The following is a 16686-nucleotide window of genomic DNA, read 5'->3' as shown; positions in this document are numbered from 1 at the left end:
GGTCGGCCTACATGATAACCGCGGCTATCCGTTCGGGACAGTGCCGCGGCGAAAGCCTCAGTGGGAGGCGGATCATGAGGTGCACTAGACTCATCGCCCATGACACCTGCTGATCTTGCGTCCCTCATCCGGGAGACCGCCGCCGGCGTGCTGGACTCCCGCGACCTCGACACCTCTGTGCTGCCCGACCCGGTCGTCGTCGAGCGTCCCCGCAACCCGGAGCACGGCGACTACGCCACGAACCTGGCCCTGCAGGTGGCCAAGAAGGTCGGGATGAACCCGCGCGAGCTGGCCACGCTGCTTGCCGACGCCCTGTCCGCCGACCCCGCGATCGACGAAGCCGAGATCGCGGGCCCGGGCTTTATCAACATCCGCCTGGCGGCGGCCGCGCAGGGTGAGATCGTGGCGAAGATCCTCGCCGCCGGTGCGGACTACGGTCACCTCGACATCTACGACGGTCAGCGGATCAACCTCGAGTTCGTCTCCGCGAACCCGACCGGCCCGATCCACCTGGGCGGCACCCGCTGGGCGGCCGTCGGCGATTCCCTGGGCCGGGTGCTCACCGCCGCGGGCGCGCAGGTCACCCGCGAGTACTACTTCAACGACCACGGCGGCCAGATCGACCGTTTCGCCCGCTCCCTGGTGGCGGCCGCGAAGGGTGAGCCGACCCCGGAGGACGGTTACGGCGGTGACTACATCCGGGAGATCGCGCAGGCGGTTCTCGACAAGCACCCGGACGCGCTGGAGTCGGCGGACGTCCAGGAGACCTTCCGCGCCGCGGGCGTGGAGATGATGTTCGACCACATCAAGTCCTCGCTGCACGAGTTCGGCACCGATTTCGACGTGTACTTCCACGAGAACTCGCTCTTCGAGTCGGGCGCGGTGGACAAGGCCGTGCAGACCCTCAAGGACAACGGCAACCTCTACGAGTCCGAGGGCGCCTGGTGGCTGCGCTCCACCGACTTCGGCGACGACAAGGACCGTGTCGTCATCAAGTCCGACGGCGACGCCGCCTACATCGCCGGCGACATCGCCTACGTGGCGGACAAGATCGACCGCGGCCACAACCTGTGCATCTACATGCTCGGCGCCGACCACCACGGCTACGTCGCCCGCCTCAAGGCCGCCGCGGCCGCCCTGGGCTACGACGCCGACCAGGTCGAGGTCATGATCGGCCAGATGGTCAACCTCGTCCGTGACGGTGAGGCCGTGCGCATGTCCAAGCGCGCCGGCACCGTCATCACCCTCGACGACCTCGTCGAGGCCATCGGCATCGACGCCGCCCGCTACTCCCTCATCCGCTCCTCCGTCGACTCCTCCCTGGACATCGACCTGGCGCTGTGGGCCTCGCAGTCCTCCGACAACCCCGTCTACTACGTGCAGTACGGCCACGCCCGCCTGTGCTCCATCGCCCGCAAGGCCGCCGAGCTGGGCGTCACCGCCGACAACCCGGACCTCTCCCTGCTCACCCACGAGCGCGAGGGCGACCTCATCCGCACCCTCGGCGAGTTCCCCGCTGTGGTCAAGGCCGCAGCGGAACTGCGTGAGCCGCACCGCATCGCCCGTTACGCTGAGGAACTGGCCGGCGTCTTCCACCGCTTCTACGACAACTGCCAGATCCTGCCGAAGGCGGACGAGGAGGCGGCGCCGATCCACACCGCTCGTCTGGCGCTGGCCGCCGCCACCCGCCAGACCCTGGCCAACGCGCTCGGCCTGGTCGGTGTCACCGCCCCGGAGAGGATGTAAGCGTATGAGTTCTGACTTCAACGACCTGCCCGCTCACGTCTGGCCGCGCAACGCCGTGCGCCAGGAGGACGGCGTGGTCACCGTCGCCGGTGTGCCGCTGCCCGAGATCGCCGAGGAGTACGGCACCCCCGTCTTCGTCGTCGACGAGGATGACTTCCGCTCGCGCTGCCAGGACATGGCCCGCGCCTTCGGCGGCCCGGAGAACGTCCACTACGCGTCGAAGGCGTTCCTCACCCGCACCATCGCGCGCTGGGTGGACGAGGAGGGCCTGTCCCTCGACGTCGCCTCGCTCAATGAGCTGAAGATCGCGCTGGCCGCCGACTTCCCGGCCGCCCGCATGACCGCGCACGGCAACAACAAGGGCCCCGCCTTCCTCCGGGCGTGCGTCACCGAGGGCGTCGGCCACGTGGTGCTGGACTCCGAGTCCGAACTCGAGCTTCTCGACGCCATCGCCGCCGGTCAGGACACCGTGCAGAAGGTCATGATCCGCGTCAAGCCCGGCATCGAGGCTCACACCCACGAGGCGATCGCCACCTCCCACGAGGACCAGAAGTTCGGCTTCTCCCTTGCCTCCGGCTCCGCCTACCGCGCCGCCGAGGCCGCCGTCCGCGCCGAGAACCTCGAGCTCGTCGGGCTGCACTGTCACGTCGGCTCCCAGGTCTTCGACGCCGAGGGCTTCACCATGGCCGCCGACCGCGTCCTCGGCCTGTACTCGCAGATCCACCGCGAGCTGGGCGTGCAGCTGCCGGAGCTCGACCTCGGCGGCGGCTACGGCATCGCCTACACCGAGGACGAGCAACCCCTCAACGTCGACGAGGTCGCCCACGACCTGCTCACGGCCGTCGCGAAGACCGCCGCCGAGCTGGGCATCGAGCCCCCCGTCGTGCTCGTCGAACCGGGCCGCGCCATCGCCGGCCCCGGCACCGTCACCGTCTACGAGGTAGGCACCGTCAAGGACGTCACCGTCTCCGAGGAGGCGAAGCGCCGCTACATCTCCGTCGACGGCGGCATGTCCGACAACATCCGCCCGGCCCTCTACGACGCGCTGTACGACGCCCGCCTCGTCAACCGTTTCACCGAGGGCGAGGCCGTGGAGTCCCGCCTCGTCGGCTCGCACTGCGAGTCCGGCGACATCCTCGTGCGCGACGCCGCGTACCCCTCCGACATCGCCGTCGGCGACCTCGTGGCCGTCGCCGCGACGGGTGCCTACGCCTACGCCATGTCCTCGCGCTACAACGCCTTTGGCCGCCCGCCGGTCGTCGCCGTGCGCGCCGGCAAGGCCAAGCTCATGCTGCGCCGGGAGACCGTCGCGGACATTCTCGCCCTCGAGGTCTAACCGCCGCCGGTGCACGTCCTGCTGCCCGTGGGCGTCGTGCAGCCTATCGACGCCCGCGTAAGCAGGCGAGATGGCAGCCACCCGTGTGGTTTCGTCAGCGAAGCGATTCCGGGAGGCTGCCGACATCCTCCAGCAACGCCATGACGAACGCCGAGTGCACCTTGCCCATCGGCACCCCCAGCAACGGCAGCCGCGTCGCGGGCGGCGGGGTGAGGTCCGACTGGGCGGTCGACCGGTCGACGGAACCGGCGGTACCCGTCGCGCACAGGGCGAGCTCCGCGCGGGAGGCCTCGGACTCGGCCTGCGCTCCGGGGGTGCGTTCCCAGGCGCGGAGCCACGACTCCCCGGCGGCGACGGACAGGCCGTCGCGGGACTCGCTCAGCAAGGTGGGGGTGAGGCGGTCCCGGCTGGCGGCCAGGCGGTCGCGGGCGTCATCCCGGTCGAGGATCTGCCACGGGCGCTGAGATTCCCGCAGGTCATTGCGCTCGACGAGGATCCGCAGCGGGGCCACCGCCTCGTCCTCCGCGTAACCGACGCGGTGGCCGGCGGTGTTGACCCGTTCGATGGCGGCGCGGACGTGCTCCGGCATGGACGGGAGCGCGTCGGAGGTCTTGTCGGCGTGCCAGGTGCGGGCCACCGCCAGGTCGTCGGCGGCCGCGGGGATGTCCCGGAGAATCTCGGCGGACCAGTTCGCCGCGAACACCCCGGACAGGGCGAGCATCTGCTCCCGTTCGGCGGCCGAGTAGAGGAAGGTGCAGGACGGGCCGGTGACGACGACGTCGGAGGCGGCGGCGGGGGAGGGGGCGTCGATAAGCAGCATGGCGGAGACCGCGGCGACGATGAGGCGACGCAGCATGGCACACTCCTTATCCGGACACACTCGGGGCGAGTCCAGGTTAATGCGTGGTGCATGCGTCGTCGAGTGGTCTTACCAATTCGTGGCCGCATTGTGACCCCGGGCGCTGTGGAAAGGCACCGACCCCGGTAGGCTGGTGCACGTTTAGCAGTTTAAGCACGGACACGACCCCAGGAGCACCATGACCGACAACACGCAGCCCAGCTACAACCACGGCAAGGGAGCCGGCGAGCCGGTCGGCATCGCCATTCTCGGCCACGGCACTGTCGGCTCGGAGGTGCTGCGCCTCATGGGTGAGTACTCCGACGCGTTGGCGCACCGCATCGGTGGCCCGCTGGAACTGCGCGGCGTCGCCGTGTCCGACCTGTCGAAGCCGCGCGAGGGGGTCGACAAGGAGCTGCTCACCGACGACGCGATGAGCCTCATCAACCGCGATGACGTCGACATCGTCGTCGAGGTCATCGGCGGCATCGACTACCCGCGCGAGCTCGTCCTGGCCGCCCTGCGCGCCGGGAAGTCCGTCGTCACCGCCAACAAGGCCCTCGTCGCCGCCCACGCCGACGAGCTGGCCGAGGCCGCGGACGCCGCCAACGTCGACCTCTACTTCGAGGCCGCCGTCGCCGCCGCCATCCCGGTCGTCGGCATGCTGCGCCGCTCCCTCGCCGGCGACAACATCCTGCGCATCTCCGGCATCGTCAACGGCACCACCAACTTCATCCTCGACGCCATGGAGTCCACCGGCGCCACCTACGAGGACGCCCTCGCCGAGGCCACCCGCCTGGGCTACGCCGAGGCCGACCCGACCGCCGACGTCGAGGGCCACGACGCCGCCTCCAAGGCCGCCATCCTCGCCTCCCTGGGCTTCCACACCCGCGTCAAGTTCGACGACGTCAGCTGCGAGGGCATCTCCCAGGTCACCGCCGAGGACATCGAGGCCGCCCGCGACGCCGGCTACGTCATCAAGCTGCTGGCCATCTGCGAGCGCATCACCGACCAGAACGGCCGGGAGGCCGTCGCCTCCCGCGTCCACCCGACCCTCGTCCCGGTCGACCACCCGCTGGCCTCCGTCAACGAGTCCTACAACGCCATCTTCGTCGAGGCCGAGGCCGCCGGCCGCCTCATGTTCTACGGCAACGGTGCCGGTGGTGCCCCGACCGCCTCCGCCGTCCTCGGTGACCTCGTCGGCGCCGCCCGCAACAAGGTCCACGGTGGCCGCGCCCCGGGCGAAAACACCTACGCCAACCTGCCCATCGCCTCCCTCGGTGACGTCCGCACCCGCTACCACATCGACATGGAGGTCGAGGACCGCACCGGCGTCCTCGCCGAGCTGTCCGCCATCTTCGCCGCCCGCGACATCTCCCTCAAGACGGTCCGCCAGGAGGAGTCCGGCGACGACGCCCGCCTCATCGTGGTCACCCACTCCGCCCGCGAGTCCGACCTCGCCGCCACCGTCGAGGACCTCAAGAAGGCCCCCGCGGTCAAGGCCGTCGACTCCGTCCTGCGTCTCATCTAGGAGGTTGACGGTTGAGCATTCAGCTTGAGGTCGGCACCAAGGCGACCGTCACCGTCCCGGGCTCCTCTGCCAACCTGGGCCCCGGCTTCGACACCCTCGGCCTGGCCGTCGGCATCTACGACACCGTCGAGGTGGAGGTCATCGAAGCAGGACTCGAGGTGGAGGTCTTCGGCGAGGGCGAGGACGACCTGCCCCGCGACGGCTCCCACCTGGTGGTCAAGGCCATCCGTTCGGGACTCAACGCCGCGAACGCCGAGGCCCCCGGCCTGCGCGTCGTGTGTACCAACAACATCCCGCAGTCCCGCGGCCTGGGCTCCTCCGCCGCGGCGGCCGTGGCCGGTGTCGTCGCAGCCAACGCGCTCGCCGGGTCCCCGCTGGACACCGACCAGCTCGTGCAGCTGTCCTCCGCCTTCGAGGGGCACCCGGACAACGCCGCCGCCTCCGTGCTCGGCTCGGCGGTCGTCTCCTGGACGACCACCCCGGTCGACGGTTCCCAGCCGGGCTACAAGGCCGTCGCCGTGCCCGTCGACGAGCGCATCCGGGCGACGGCCCTGGTGCCGAACTTCCACGCCTCCACCCAGGCCGTGCGCCGCGTCCTGCCGAGCCACGTCACCCACACCGACGCGCGATTCAACGTCTCGCGCACCGCGGTGATGACCGTCGCCCTGCAGAACCACCCCGAACTGCTGTGGGAGGGCACCCGTGACCGTCTGCACCAGCCGTACCGCGCCGACGTCCTGCCGGTGACCGCCGAGTGGGTCAACCGCCTGCGCAACCGCGGTTACGCCGCGTACCTGTCCGGCGCCGGCCCGACCTGCATGGTCCTGTCCGTCGACCCCGTCGACGAGAGCATTCTCGACGAGGCCCGCGCCGGTGGTCTGCGCATCATCGAACTCGAGGTGGCCGGCCCGGTGACCGTGGAGGTCTCCCGGGCGTAGGTCGTTTTTACGAGGCTCGTAATTACGACCACCGGATGCATGAACGACCTGGCATAGCGCCAGGTCGTTTCTCATGTGCGCGGGAGCTTATGGTCGTAAATACGAACGTCGTATTTACGATGCCTCGGGTTCGGACGTCACCGTGCACGTCCCGGCCGGATAGAAGGGCCGCAGGTTGAGCTTCACCGGGGCGGACCCCACCGATTCCTGCAGGAAACCCTCGTGCATCGCGCACACGAACAGCGAGGGGCGGCCTTGTTCGGTGACGAAGGGGCAGGCCTGCAGGTGGATGTCGACGCTGTCGCTGTCGTCGACGGCGAGGAGCGCCGGGTCGAAACCGAGTTCCCGCAGGCGTGCGGTGAGCAGCTCGAGGGCGTCGGGGACGTTGTCGACCTCCGCGCCGGAGTCCGCCATGCGGCGGGCCCAGGCGCGGCCGATCTCACGTGCCTTGTCGAGGGCCTCGGGGGAGGGGGTCTCGTCGCCGACGACCATCTCGGCGAGGACCTCGACGAGGGAGACGTATTCGCGGGCGATGGCCCGGTTGTCGGGCACCCGCACCTGGAAGATGAGGGAGGGGCGGCCGCGGCCCTGGGCGGGGGCGGTGGTGGTGCGCACGGCACCGCGGGCGATGAGTTCGTCGAGATGCCCGCGGACGGTGTTGACGTGCATCCCGAGTTCCTCGGCGAGGTCGGAGGAGCGGGCACCACCGGGGAAGGTCTGCAGCAGGTCGAGGACCTCCCGCTGTTTGGTGCTCAGCTGGAGGGCCTCCGGGAAGAGCTCCGCGGCGGGGCGGGGATGCCGGGGGTCGGTCATCGGTCACTCAACTCCTGTCGGTCCGGTGCAGGGGGTGCACGGAGATGGCGGTCGCCTTGATGACGCAGTCGACGCGTGATCCGGGGCCGAGCCCGAGGTCGAGGATCGAGCGGCGGGTCACCGGGACGCTGAGGGGGACCGGATCGTCTCCGGCGTCCAGTGTCACGGTGAGCACGCTGACCGTGTGGCCGGCCGGCGACTCAAGGGATTCAATTGTTCCCGGCCAGACGTTGCGGGCGGAGTCGTGCCGGTCCTGCGGTGTCCGGGGGAGACGCACGGTGACCGCCTCCGGGGGGAAGGTGGCCACGGCGGCGTCGCCGGGGTGGGGCATCGTCCCCGCGGGGGCGGAAACGATACCGGTTATCTCCAATTGTCCTCGGTGAATTGTCACGGTGTCAATTTCCGTGTGAGCGATCTCTCCCTCGATGCGGTTGAGGCCGGCGAGGGTGGAGACGAACTCGTTCGGCGGCACCCGCAGCAGGGCGGCGGTGGGACCGGCGGCGGTGATCCTCCCGTCGGTGAGGACGAGCATGTGCTGCGACAGCCCGGCCACGTCGAGGGGGTCGTGGGTGACCAGCAGGGTGGTGCGGTCGCCGGCGGCGGCGTGGAGGAGGCCGCGCCAGCGGGCGGCGGAGGCGACGTCGACGGCGGCGAGGGGTTCGTCGAGAAGCAGGACGGCGGGGCGCGCGGCGAGGGCGCGGACGAGGGCGACCTGGGCGGCCTGGCCGCCGGACAGGGCGGGGACGGGGACGTCGTGGAGGGCGGTGAGGCCGGCGGCGTCGAGAAGCGCGCGGGTGCGGTCGGCGGAGCGGGTGGCCATGGTGACGGCCCCGGCGACGGTGGTGGTGCGCGGCAGGCCGGGGCGTTGGGTGAGCAGGACGACGCGGCCGGTCGTGGCGACGCGGAGGGAGGTGCCGCGCAGGCGCCCGGCGATCAGGCCGGTGAGCGTGGATTTGCCGGAGCCGTTGGGGCCGACGATCGCGGTGGTGGCGCGGGTGGGCACGGCCACGGAGTCGAGGGTGACGGTGCCGGCCTCGTCGGGGGCGGTGAGTTCGCGCAGGCGCGCGGCGTCGAGGGGACCGATCGCGCGCGGGCGGGGAACCGGCTCGCGGCGCAGGAGGACGGGCAGCGCGGAGAGCGCCAGCACCGTCACGGCGAGAGCGATGAGCAGTGCGCCGAGGAGGTAGGCGCGGCCGGGGTCGGTCTCCCGGTCGAGGTAGATGCCCAGCGGCATGGTGCGGGTGACTCCCGGCAGGGAGCCGGCGAAGGTGAGGGTGGTGCCGAACTCGCCGAGGGAGCGCGCGAACGCCAGCCCGGCCCCGGTGGCCACGGCCGGGGCGACCGCCGGGAGGGTCACCCGGCGGAGCACCTCGGCGGGGCGCAGGCCGATGCCGGCGGCGGAGGCGGGGATCTCCGGGTCGAGCTGGCGCAGCGCCGCGTCGACGGTGACGACGACGAAGGGGAGGGTGATGAAGACATGCGCGGTGACGACGCCGGGGAAGGCGAAGGCGAGGGGGACGTCGATGAGCGGGGACAGCAGGCCGCGGCGACCGAGCGCGGCCGTGAGCGCCAGGCCGGCGACGACCGGCGGCATGGCCAGCGGCAGGAGGACGAGGAGGCGGACGATCCGGCCGCCGCGTCGCAGGCGGGTGATCCACAGGGCGAGCGGCACGCCGGTGAGGGTGCTCAGGACCGTCGTCCACAGGCCGGCGGCGAGGGTGACGCGCAGCAGATCGCCGGTGGCGGGGTCTCCGAGGACCTCGCCGAGCCGCCCCCACGGGACGCGGACGCCCAACGCCAGGACCGGGCCCAGGATGAACGCCAGCGCCAGCGCCCCGACCGCGACGACCGGCCACGGCAGGCGCGGCGGGGCGGAGGTCAGCGGCGGGGACATCATCGACTCAGCGTAGCGAAACCGTGCCGCGCGAACACCGGCGCCATCTCCGGCGAGGCGAGCTTGTCGACGAACGCCCGTGCCCCCTCCGGGTCACCCGCCGAGGTGCTCACCGCCGCCACCACGGCCGAGGGATGCGCGTCGGCGGTGGGGATGTTGATGATCTCTACCGCGTCCGCGGCGGCGCGCGCATCGGTGGCGTACACCCAGCCGGCGTCGGCCTCACCGGAGACGACCTTGCCCAGCACGTCGGTGACGGAGTGTTCGAGGGAGACGGGGGAGACGCCGAGCCCGGCGTCGTCGATGATGCGGCGGGCGGTGGCCCCGCAGGGGACCTGTTCGTCGCAGAGGACGAGGGCGGCGTCGGCCAGCACGTTGATGCTCACCTGCCCGGGGTTCCCGGCCGGCACGACCATGACGAGCGTGTTGCGGGCGACGACGACGGGGTCGGTGGCGACGCCCGCGGCGACGGCCCGGTCCATGGTCGCCTGATCGGCGGTGAGGAGAATGTCGCCGGGGGCGCCGTCGGCAAGCTGCTGGACGAGGGTGGAGGAGCCGGCGTTGTGGAACTCCAGCCCGCGGTCCCAGGCGGCGGCGAGGTCCTCGTTGAGGACCCGGGTGGAGGCGGCGCCGTGGATGCGCAGGGGCGCGGAATCGCCGGTGCCCGCCACGCATCCCCCGGCCAGCACGGCGGTGAGGGCCAGGGCGGGGATGAGGCGGCGGGGCATCGGGGTCCTTTCGGGGGTGTCAGGCACCGCGGGACGGGGTCTCCTTCCGTTCGTCCAGCTGTCCGGTGTGGGAACGGATCGGCTCCCAGGCGACGTGCTCCTTGACGGGGCCGGTGCGGGTGTCACGGGAACGGTAGACCACGTACGGGCGGGTGGTGTACCCGACCGGGGCGGAGAAGGCGTGCACCAGGCGGGTGAAAGGCCACACGGCGAGGATGGTGAACCCGGCGAGGACGTGGACCTTGAACTGCCACGGTACATCGGCCATGAGCTCCGGGCGGGCCTGGAAGATCATGAGTTCGCGCAGCCACGGGGAGATGGTCTCGCGGTAGTCGTAGCCGTGCGGACCCCCGAAGAGCTGGAGGGAGACGGTGGCGATGAAGCCGGAGAGGATCGCCGCGCCGAGGAAGAGGTACATGACCTTGTCGGAGGCGGAGGTGGCCAGGAACACCGAGCGGTTGACGATGCGCCGGTAGAGCAGGCCGATGAGGCCGAGCACGGCGGCGATGCCGGCGATGACGCCCGGGTAGGTGGCGATGAGGTGGTAGACGTGGTCGGAGATGCCCATCGCCTGCGTCCACGACTTCGGGATCGCCAGGCCCATGACGTGGCCGATGAACACGAAGAGCATGCCGTAGTGGAACAGCGGCGAGGACAGGCGCAGAAGCTTCGACTCGTAGATCTGCGAGGAGTGGGTCGTCCAGCCGAACTGGTCGGTGCGCCAGCGCCAGATCATGCCGATGACGAAGGCGGCGATCGCCAGCCAGGGGAACGCGACCCAGAGGAAGGTGTTGAAGTCAGACATGGTCAGTCCTTGTGGGCGGTGGGGAAGGGCAGCGGGGTTCCGATGCCGACGAGCTCGGCCGGCGGGCCGGAGCGGATGAGGTCGAGGTAGTTGTGGGTGGTCTCGGCGTCGATCTGCGGCAGGGCCATGGCGATCGCCGTGATGAGGTGCGCGTAGGGGGATCCCGTGCCGGCCAGGGCGGTGCGCAGCACCTCGAGGCCGTCGCGGTGGGCGGCGAGCATCTCGACGGTCTGCTCGTGCTGTGCTCCTTCGGAGCGGGCGACCGCCTCGAGGACGACGCACAGGTGGTCGGGGAGTTCGTCGGTGAGCTCCTCGAAGCCGAGCTGTTCCAGGGCCTGCCGGAAGGCGAGGATGGCGGTGCCGCGTTGGCGGGTGTCGCCGACGGAGTAGTAGGACAGGAACAGTGAGCAGCGGCGCTTCTGGTCGAAGGTCTCCACGTAGTGTTCCTGCATGCCGCGCAGGCCGTGGGCCCGGGCGGCGTCCTGGAAGGCCGCCAGCTCCGTCTCGATGGGGAGCGGCAGGTCACCGGCATGCTTATCGACGGCCGCCAGGCGCGCACCGAAGTCCTCGCCCGGGTAGTCGAGGAGCAGGGAGGCGGCCATGGCGAGGGCGCGTCGCTGGTCGGCGCTCACCGCGACGGCGGGGGTCAGCTGCTCGGGGACGCGGCCGGTGGGGAGTCGTTGTCCGTTTCTCACATCTCATCCCTCCGGATGGAGTCACCGGGCGCCTGGGTGCCGTCGGGCGCGCCGATGCGGTCGGGGAACATGGCGTCCGGTCGGTCGCCGTCCCAGCTGAGCAGGGACACCTTGCCGGAGGGGGCCGCTTCCTCGTGACACGCGGAGGGGGCGCCCATGCCGAGGTCGGCGAACGCCTGCGACGGGTCGGTGTCCCCGAAGGGGTCGAGCGAGGTGATGCCGCGGGCGGACTCCGGGGAGGCGGTGGGGATGACGTAGCGGTCGTCGTACTTGGCGATGCCGAGCAGCCTGTACATCTTCTGGATCGCCTTGCCGGTCATGCCGACGGACTCGGCAATCTCCTCCTGCGGTTCGTTGCCCAGGTTGATGTCGCGCATGTAGGAGCGCATGGCGGCCAGGCGGCGCAGGGACTTCTCGACGGGCGCGGTGTCCCCGGCCGTGAACAGCCCGGCCAGGTACTCCAGGGGGATGCGCATCGTCGACAGGGCGGTGAGCAGGACCTTGTGGTCCTCGCCGTCGTTGCCGGAGGCGGTGACGGCATCGACGACGGGGGACAGCGGCGGGATGTACCAGACCATCGGCAGGGTGCGGTACTCCGGGTGCAGCGGCAGGGCCACGCCGTAGGTGAAGATGAGGTCCCAGATGGGGGACTGCTGGGCGGCGTCGATCCACGAGTGCGGGATGCCGGCCCGGACGGCGGCGTCGACGACGCGGGGGTCGTGCGGGTCGAGGAGGATGTCCTTCTGCGCCTCGAACAGGTCCCGGGGGTCCTCGGTGGCGGCGGCCTCGGCGACGCGGTCGGCGTCGTAGAGCAGGACGCCGAGGTAGCGCAGGCGGCCGACACAGGTCTCCGAGCAGACCGTCGGCTGGCCGACCTCGAGGCGCGGGTAGCACAGCGTGCACTTCTCGGCCTTGCCGGACTTGTGGTTGAAGTAGACCTTCTTGTACGGGCAACCGGAGACGCACATGCGCCAGCCGCGGCAGCTGTCCTGGTCGACGAGAACGATGCCGTCCTCGGTGCGCTTGTACATCGCGCCGGAGGGGCAGGAGGACACGCACGTCGGGTTGAGGCAGTGCTCGCAGATGCGCGGCAGCCAGAACATGAAGGAGTCCTCGATCTCCTTCTTCACCGTGAGGTTCATCTGGTGGAGGACCGGATCCTCGTCGAGGGTGGCGGTGGAGCCGCCGAGGTTGTCGTCCCAGTTGGAGGACCAGGAGATCGTGTTGATCTCCCTGCCGTCGATCTGGGACACCGGGCGGGCGGTGGGCTGGGTGTTCTGGTTGGCGGGGGTGGCGAGCAGCTTGTCGTACTCGTAGGTCCAGGGCTCGTAGTAGTCCTGGATGGTCGGCAGCTTCGGGTTGTGGAAGATGGTGGCCAGCTTCTTCAGGCGGCCACCGGCCTTCGGGCGGAGCTTGCCGGAGGAGGTGCGGACCCAGCCGCCCTCCCACTTGTCCTGGTCCTCCCAGCCGCGCGGGTAGCCCACGCCGGGTCGGGTCTCGACGTTGTTGAACCAGATGTACTCGGTGCCTTCGCGGTTGGTCCACGCCTGCTTGCAGGTGACGGAACAGGTGTGACATCCGATGCACTTGTCCAGGTTCATCACCATGGCGATCTGTGCCATGACCTTCATCAGAACTGCACCTCCTGGGAGCGGCGACGGATGCGGGTGACCTCGTCGCGGTTGTTGCCGGTGGGGCCGATGTAGTTGAAGCCGTAGGTCAGGTGGCCGTAGCCACCCGCCACATGCACCGGTTTGATCATGATTCGTGTGAGCGAGTTGTGGGTGCCGCCGCGGCGGCCGGTGTTCTCGTTGAGCGGGGTGCCGACGGTGCGTTCCTGCGCGTGGTTCATGATCGCCGTGCCCTCCGGGATGCGGTGGGAGACGATCGCGCGGGCGGAGACGATGCCGTTGCGGTTGTAGACCTCGATCCACTCGTTGTCGGCGACACCGATCTTGGCCGCGTCCTTGTCCGACATCCACACCACCTGGCCACCGCGGGAGATGGACAGCACGTGCAGGTTGTCGAAGTACTGGGAGTGGATCGACCACTTGTTGTGCGGGGTGAGGTAGCGGACGGTGACCTCGGGGTTGCCGTCCTCGCCGCGCACGAGTTCACCGGGGTTGGTCTCCCCGTTGAGGTGGAGCCGGTCGAGCGGCGGGCGGAAGACGGGCAGGGCCTCGCCGTAGTCGAGGAACCAGTCGTGGTCGAGGTAGTAGTGCATGCGGCCCGACAGGGTGTGGAAGGGCTTGTCGTACTCGAGGTTGATGGAGAACGCCGTGTAGCGGCGCCCGCCCTTCTTCGAGCCGGTCCACTCCGGGGAGGTGATGACCTCGGCGGGGCGTTCCTTGACCATGTCCCAGCCGATGCGGTCGCCCTCGTTGCCGGCGATGAGGTCCATCATGTCGGTGCCCACGCGCGCGCCCTGGTTGCGGAAGCCCTCGGCGGCGACCTCGCCGTTGGACACGCCCGACAGGTGGAGGATCATCTCGATGACCTTGGTGGCGGTGTCGAGGTCGGGGCGCTCGCCACTGGAGGTCTCCGAGGTGCCGTTGAGGAGCGCCAGCTCCTCGACCTGCTTGGCGACGTTGTAGGCGGTGCCGTGGACGCCCGTGCCCTTCTCGGCGGTGAGGGGGCCGAGGTGGGTCCACTTCTCGTACACCTTGCTGTAGTCGCGCTCGACGGGGATGAGCTTGGCCATCGTCTTCCCCGGCACGTAGCCGGTCTCGGCGAGGTCGGGGACGATGCCGTTGGGCATCGACAGCTCGTCGGGGGAGTCGTGGCCCAGCGGGGACGTGATGAGGTCCGTCTGGGTGCCCAGCCAGCGGCCGGCCAGCGCGGAGAAGGACTTCGACAGGTCACGGAAGACCTCGAAGTCGGTGCGGGCCTCCCACGGCGGGTTGATCGCCGCGTTGAAGGAGTGGATGAACGGGTGCATGTCCGTGGTGGACAGATCGTTCTTCTCGTACCAGGTGGCGGCGGGCAGGACGATGTCGGAGACCAGGGTGGTGGACGTGTTGCGGAAGTCCGTGGTCAACATGAGATCGAGCTTGCCGACGGGCGCCTCGTCCCGCCACGCGATCGACTCCGGCCGCTCCTCCGGGCCGAGTTCCACGGCGGTGGCGTCGGAGTCGACGCCGAGCATGTGCCGCAGGAAGAACTCGGTGCCCTTCGCCGAGGAGCCCATGAGGTTGGTGCGCCAGTTGAGCAGAATGCGCGGCCAGTTCTCCGGGGCGTCCGGGTCCTCGGCGGCAAACTGCATGCGCCCGGAGTTGAGCTCCTCGGCGACGTGCTCCTGGACGGAGATCCCCTTGGCGGCGGCCTCGTCGGCCAGCAGGAGGGGGTTGCGGTTGAACTGCGGGTAGGCGGGCATCCAGCCGCGCTTCATCGACTCGATGAGGGTGTCGGAGAGGTGCTTGTCGCCGACGACGCCGCGGTTGGCCAGCGGGGACGCCAGGCGGGAGGCCCTGGAGTTGTCGTAGCGCCACTGGTCGGTGGTGAGGTAGTAGAAGCCGGTGGTGATCATCTGGCGCGCCGGGCGCTGCCAGTCGAGGGCGAAGGCGTACTGCGACCAGCCGTTCATGGGGCGCAGCTTCTCCTGGCCGACGTAGTGGGCCCAGCCGCCGCCGTTGACGCCCTGGGTGCCGCACATCGAGGTCAGGGCCAGGAAGGTGCGGTAGATGTTGTCGGCGTGGAAGTAGTGGTTGACGCCGGCCCCCATGATGATCTGGGAGCGGCCCTCCGACTGTTCGGCGTTGCGGGCGAACTCGCGGCCGATGCGGATGGCGGCGTTGGCGGGGACACCGGTGAGCTCCTCCTGCCAGGCCGGGGTGCCCGGGGTGGAGGCGTCGTGGAAGTCGGTCGGCCATTCGCCGGGCAGCCCGAGCTCGGGGCGGGCCACGCCGTAGTGGGCGAGCATGACGTCGAACACGGTGGTGACCTTGTGGCCGTCGATCTCGCGGTAGGGCACGCCGCGTCGGACGACGCCCGCGCCGATGGGGCCGGTGCCGTCGACGTCGGCGGGGTCGGCGTCGAGGTCGAAGCGCGGGAAGAGCACCTCGGCGGTGCCGTAGTCGCCGGTCTCGGCGACGGACATGACCGGGTCGACGTCGTCGAGACGCAGGTTCCACTTGCCGACGCCCTCCTCGCCCCAGCGGTCCGCGACGGTGCCGCCCGGGTCGACGACGGAGCCGTCGGGCTGCATGACCATGAGGCGGTGGGTGGCGTTGGGGGACTCGCGCAGGGCGGCGTCGGCAAGCTGGCTGGCGGTGAGGAACTTGCCCGGGGTGAGCGTGCCGTCGGCGCGCTCGTCGAGGGAGATGAGGAAGGGCGAGTCCGTGTACTTGCGCATGTAGTTGAGGAAGTACGGGGTCTTTTCGCCGACGTGGAACTCGGAGAGGATGACGTGCCCCATGGCGAAGGCGAGGGCGGCGTCGGTGCCGGGGTTGATGCGCAGCCACTCATCGGCGAAGCGGGTGTTGTCGGCGAAGTCGGGGGAGACGACGACGACCTTGGTGCCCTTGTAGCGGGACTCGACCATGAAGTGGGCGTCGGGGGTGCGGGTGACCGGGATGTTGGAGCCCCACATCATGAGGTAGCTGGAGTTGTACCAGTCGCCGGACTCGGGCACGTCGGTCTGGTCGCCGAAGGTCTGCGGGGAGGCGGGCGGCAGGTCGGCGTACCAGTCGTAGAAGGACAGGGCGACGCCGCCGATCATCTGCAGGAAGCGGGTGCCGGCGCCGTAGGAGACCTGCGACATGGCGGGGATGACGGTGAAGCCGGCGATGCGGTCGGGGCCGTGCTGGCGGATGGTGTAGACGTGGGCGGCGGCGGCGATCTCGACGGCCTCGTCGTAGGGGATGCGGATGAGGCCGCCCTTGCCGCGCTGGGAGACGTAGGCGTGACGCTTCTCGGGCGTCTCGACGATCTCGCGCCAGGCGAGCACCGGGTCCCCGAGGCGTTCCTTCGCCTCGCGGTACATGTCGACGAGCACGCCGCGGGCGTACGGGTATCGGATGCGGGTCGGCGAGTAGGTGTACCAGGAGAAGGAGGCGCCGCGGGGGCAGCCGCGGGGCTCGTAGTCCGGCATGTCGGGGCCGGTGGTGGGGTAGTCGACGGCCTGCGACTCCCAGGTGATCACGCCGTCCTTGACGTAGACCTTCCAGGAGCAGGAGCCGGTGCAGTTGACGCCGTGGGTGGAGCGCACCATCTTGTCGAAGGACCAGCGGTTGCGGTAGAACACGTCGGCCTGGCGGCCGCCCTTGAGGAAGAGCTGCTGGCCGGAGTCGGTGACCTGGCCCTTGCGCAGGTAGCTGCCGAATTTGAACAGGGGGTTCGCTGAGCTTGTGGTGGTCATGGAAGT

Annotated in this window: 12 protein-coding genes; 4 read left to right on the top strand and 8 right to left on the bottom strand. The window is 70.2% G+C overall.

The features are described from left to right. The first annotated feature begins 99 nt into the window (after positions 1–99). Together argS and lysA are read left to right on the top strand one after the other, a co-directional pair. Entirely contained in the window at positions 100–1746 is a 1647-nt protein-coding gene (gene argS, locus B9Y70_RS08520; protein WP_085549836.1) for an arginine--tRNA ligase, read from the top strand. 4 nt (positions 1747–1750) lie between these two features. Beyond that, positions 1751–3082 carry a diaminopimelate decarboxylase gene (gene lysA, locus B9Y70_RS08515; protein WP_085549835.1) on the top strand — a complete coding sequence of 444 codons (1332 nt, stop codon included), beginning with the start codon at positions 1751–1753 and terminating at the stop codon, positions 3080–3082. Positions 3083–3176: 94 nt separating this feature from the next. Here the strand turns inward: lysA and B9Y70_RS08510 are convergent, their stop codons facing one another. Further along, positions 3177–3938 carry a hypothetical protein gene (locus B9Y70_RS08510; protein WP_085549834.1) on the bottom strand — a complete coding sequence of 254 codons (762 nt, stop codon included), beginning with the start codon at positions 3936–3938 and terminating at the stop codon, positions 3177–3179. Between the two features lie 181 nt (positions 3939–4119). Here B9Y70_RS08510 and B9Y70_RS08505 point away from each other — a divergent pair, with 181 nt between their 5' ends. Together B9Y70_RS08505 and thrB are read left to right on the top strand one after the other, a co-directional pair. Beyond that, on the top strand, positions 4120–5451 hold the full coding sequence (locus B9Y70_RS08505) for a homoserine dehydrogenase (protein WP_085549833.1): 1332 nt from the start codon (positions 4120–4122) through the stop codon (positions 5449–5451). A gap of 11 nt (positions 5452–5462) precedes the next feature. Further along, positions 5463–6389, top strand: a complete 927-nt coding sequence (gene thrB / locus B9Y70_RS08500) for a homoserine kinase (RefSeq protein WP_085549832.1) — start codon at positions 5463–5465, stop codon at positions 6387–6389. A 114-nt stretch (positions 6390–6503) separates the two neighbouring features. On the opposite strand, the gene B9Y70_RS08495 is transcribed toward thrB, so the two are convergent. The 7 genes from B9Y70_RS08495 to B9Y70_RS08465 are packed head-to-tail and all read right to left on the bottom strand — an operon-like array spanning position 6504 to position 16680. Next, positions 6504–7202 (bottom strand): helix-turn-helix transcriptional regulator, encoded by a 699-nt coding sequence (locus tag B9Y70_RS08495; protein WP_085549831.1) that lies wholly within the window; start codon positions 7200–7202, stop codon positions 6504–6506. 7 nt (positions 7203–7209) lie between these two features. After that, positions 7210–9099 (bottom strand): ATP-binding cassette domain-containing protein, encoded by a 1890-nt coding sequence (locus tag B9Y70_RS08490; protein ID WP_143337578.1) that lies wholly within the window; start codon positions 9097–9099, stop codon positions 7210–7212. After that, entirely contained in the window at positions 9096–9824 is a 729-nt protein-coding gene (modA, locus tag B9Y70_RS08485) for a molybdate ABC transporter substrate-binding protein (protein WP_085549829.1), read from the bottom strand. Before modA ends, B9Y70_RS08490 begins: the two co-directional genes overlap by 4 nt. Positions 9825–9843: 19 nt before the next feature. After that, positions 9844–10629 carry a respiratory nitrate reductase subunit gamma gene (gene narI / locus B9Y70_RS08480; protein WP_085549828.1) on the bottom strand — a complete coding sequence of 262 codons (786 nt, stop codon included), beginning with the start codon at positions 10627–10629 and terminating at the stop codon, positions 9844–9846. 2 nt (positions 10630–10631) lie between these two features. Beyond that, positions 10632–11324 carry a nitrate reductase molybdenum cofactor assembly chaperone gene (narJ, locus tag B9Y70_RS08475; protein WP_240309184.1) on the bottom strand — a complete coding sequence of 231 codons (693 nt, stop codon included), beginning with the start codon at positions 11322–11324 and terminating at the stop codon, positions 10632–10634. After that, positions 11321–12955: a nitrate reductase subunit beta gene (gene narH, locus B9Y70_RS08470; RefSeq protein WP_085549827.1), complete on the bottom strand. Its 1635-nt coding sequence runs from the start codon at positions 12953–12955 to the stop codon at positions 11321–11323. The genes narJ and narH overlap by 4 nt, the downstream gene beginning before the upstream one ends. Further along, entirely contained in the window at positions 12955–16680 is a 3726-nt protein-coding gene (locus tag B9Y70_RS08465; protein ID WP_085549826.1) for a nitrate reductase subunit alpha, read from the bottom strand. Before B9Y70_RS08465 ends, narH begins: the two co-directional genes overlap by 1 nt. Positions 16681–16686: the final 6 nt, after the last annotated feature.

It is taken from the genome of Corynebacterium pollutisoli, from assembly GCF_900177745.1.
Lineage (GTDB): Bacteria > Actinomycetota > Actinomycetes > Mycobacteriales > Mycobacteriaceae > Corynebacterium > Corynebacterium pollutisoli.
This window is presented reverse-complemented; position numbering and strand designations above follow the sequence as displayed.

Bases quoted from the DNA above. Each gene is read 5' to 3' on its own strand.
- argS (WP_085549836.1), top strand. From the start codon at position 100: ATGACACCTGCTGATCTTGCGTCCCTCATCCGGGAGACCGCCGCCGGC.
- lysA (WP_085549835.1), top strand. From the start codon at position 1,751: ATGAGTTCTGACTTCAACGACCTGCCCGCTCACGTCTGGCCGCGCAAC.
- B9Y70_RS08510 (WP_085549834.1), bottom strand. From the start codon at position 3,938: ATGCTGCGTCGCCTCATCGTCGCCGCGGTCTCCGCCATGCTGCTTATC.
- B9Y70_RS08505 (WP_085549833.1), top strand. From the start codon at position 4,120: ATGACCGACAACACGCAGCCCAGCTACAACCACGGCAAGGGAGCCGGC.
- B9Y70_RS08495 (WP_085549831.1), bottom strand. From the start codon at position 7,202: ATGACCGACCCCCGGCATCCCCGCCCCGCCGCGGAGCTCTTCCCGGAG.
- B9Y70_RS08490 (WP_143337578.1), bottom strand. From the start codon at position 9,099: ATGATGTCCCCGCCGCTGACCTCCGCCCCGCCGCGCCTGCCGTGGCCG.
- modA (WP_085549829.1), bottom strand. From the start codon at position 9,824: ATGCCCCGCCGCCTCATCCCCGCCCTGGCCCTCACCGCCGTGCTGGCC.
- narI (WP_085549828.1), bottom strand. From the start codon at position 10,629: ATGTCTGACTTCAACACCTTCCTCTGGGTCGCGTTCCCCTGGCTGGCG.
- narH (WP_085549827.1), bottom strand. From the start codon at position 12,955: ATGAAGGTCATGGCACAGATCGCCATGGTGATGAACCTGGACAAGTGC.
- B9Y70_RS08465 (WP_085549826.1), bottom strand. From the start codon at position 16,680: ATGACCACCACAAGCTCAGCGAACCCCCTGTTCAAATTCGGCAGCTAC.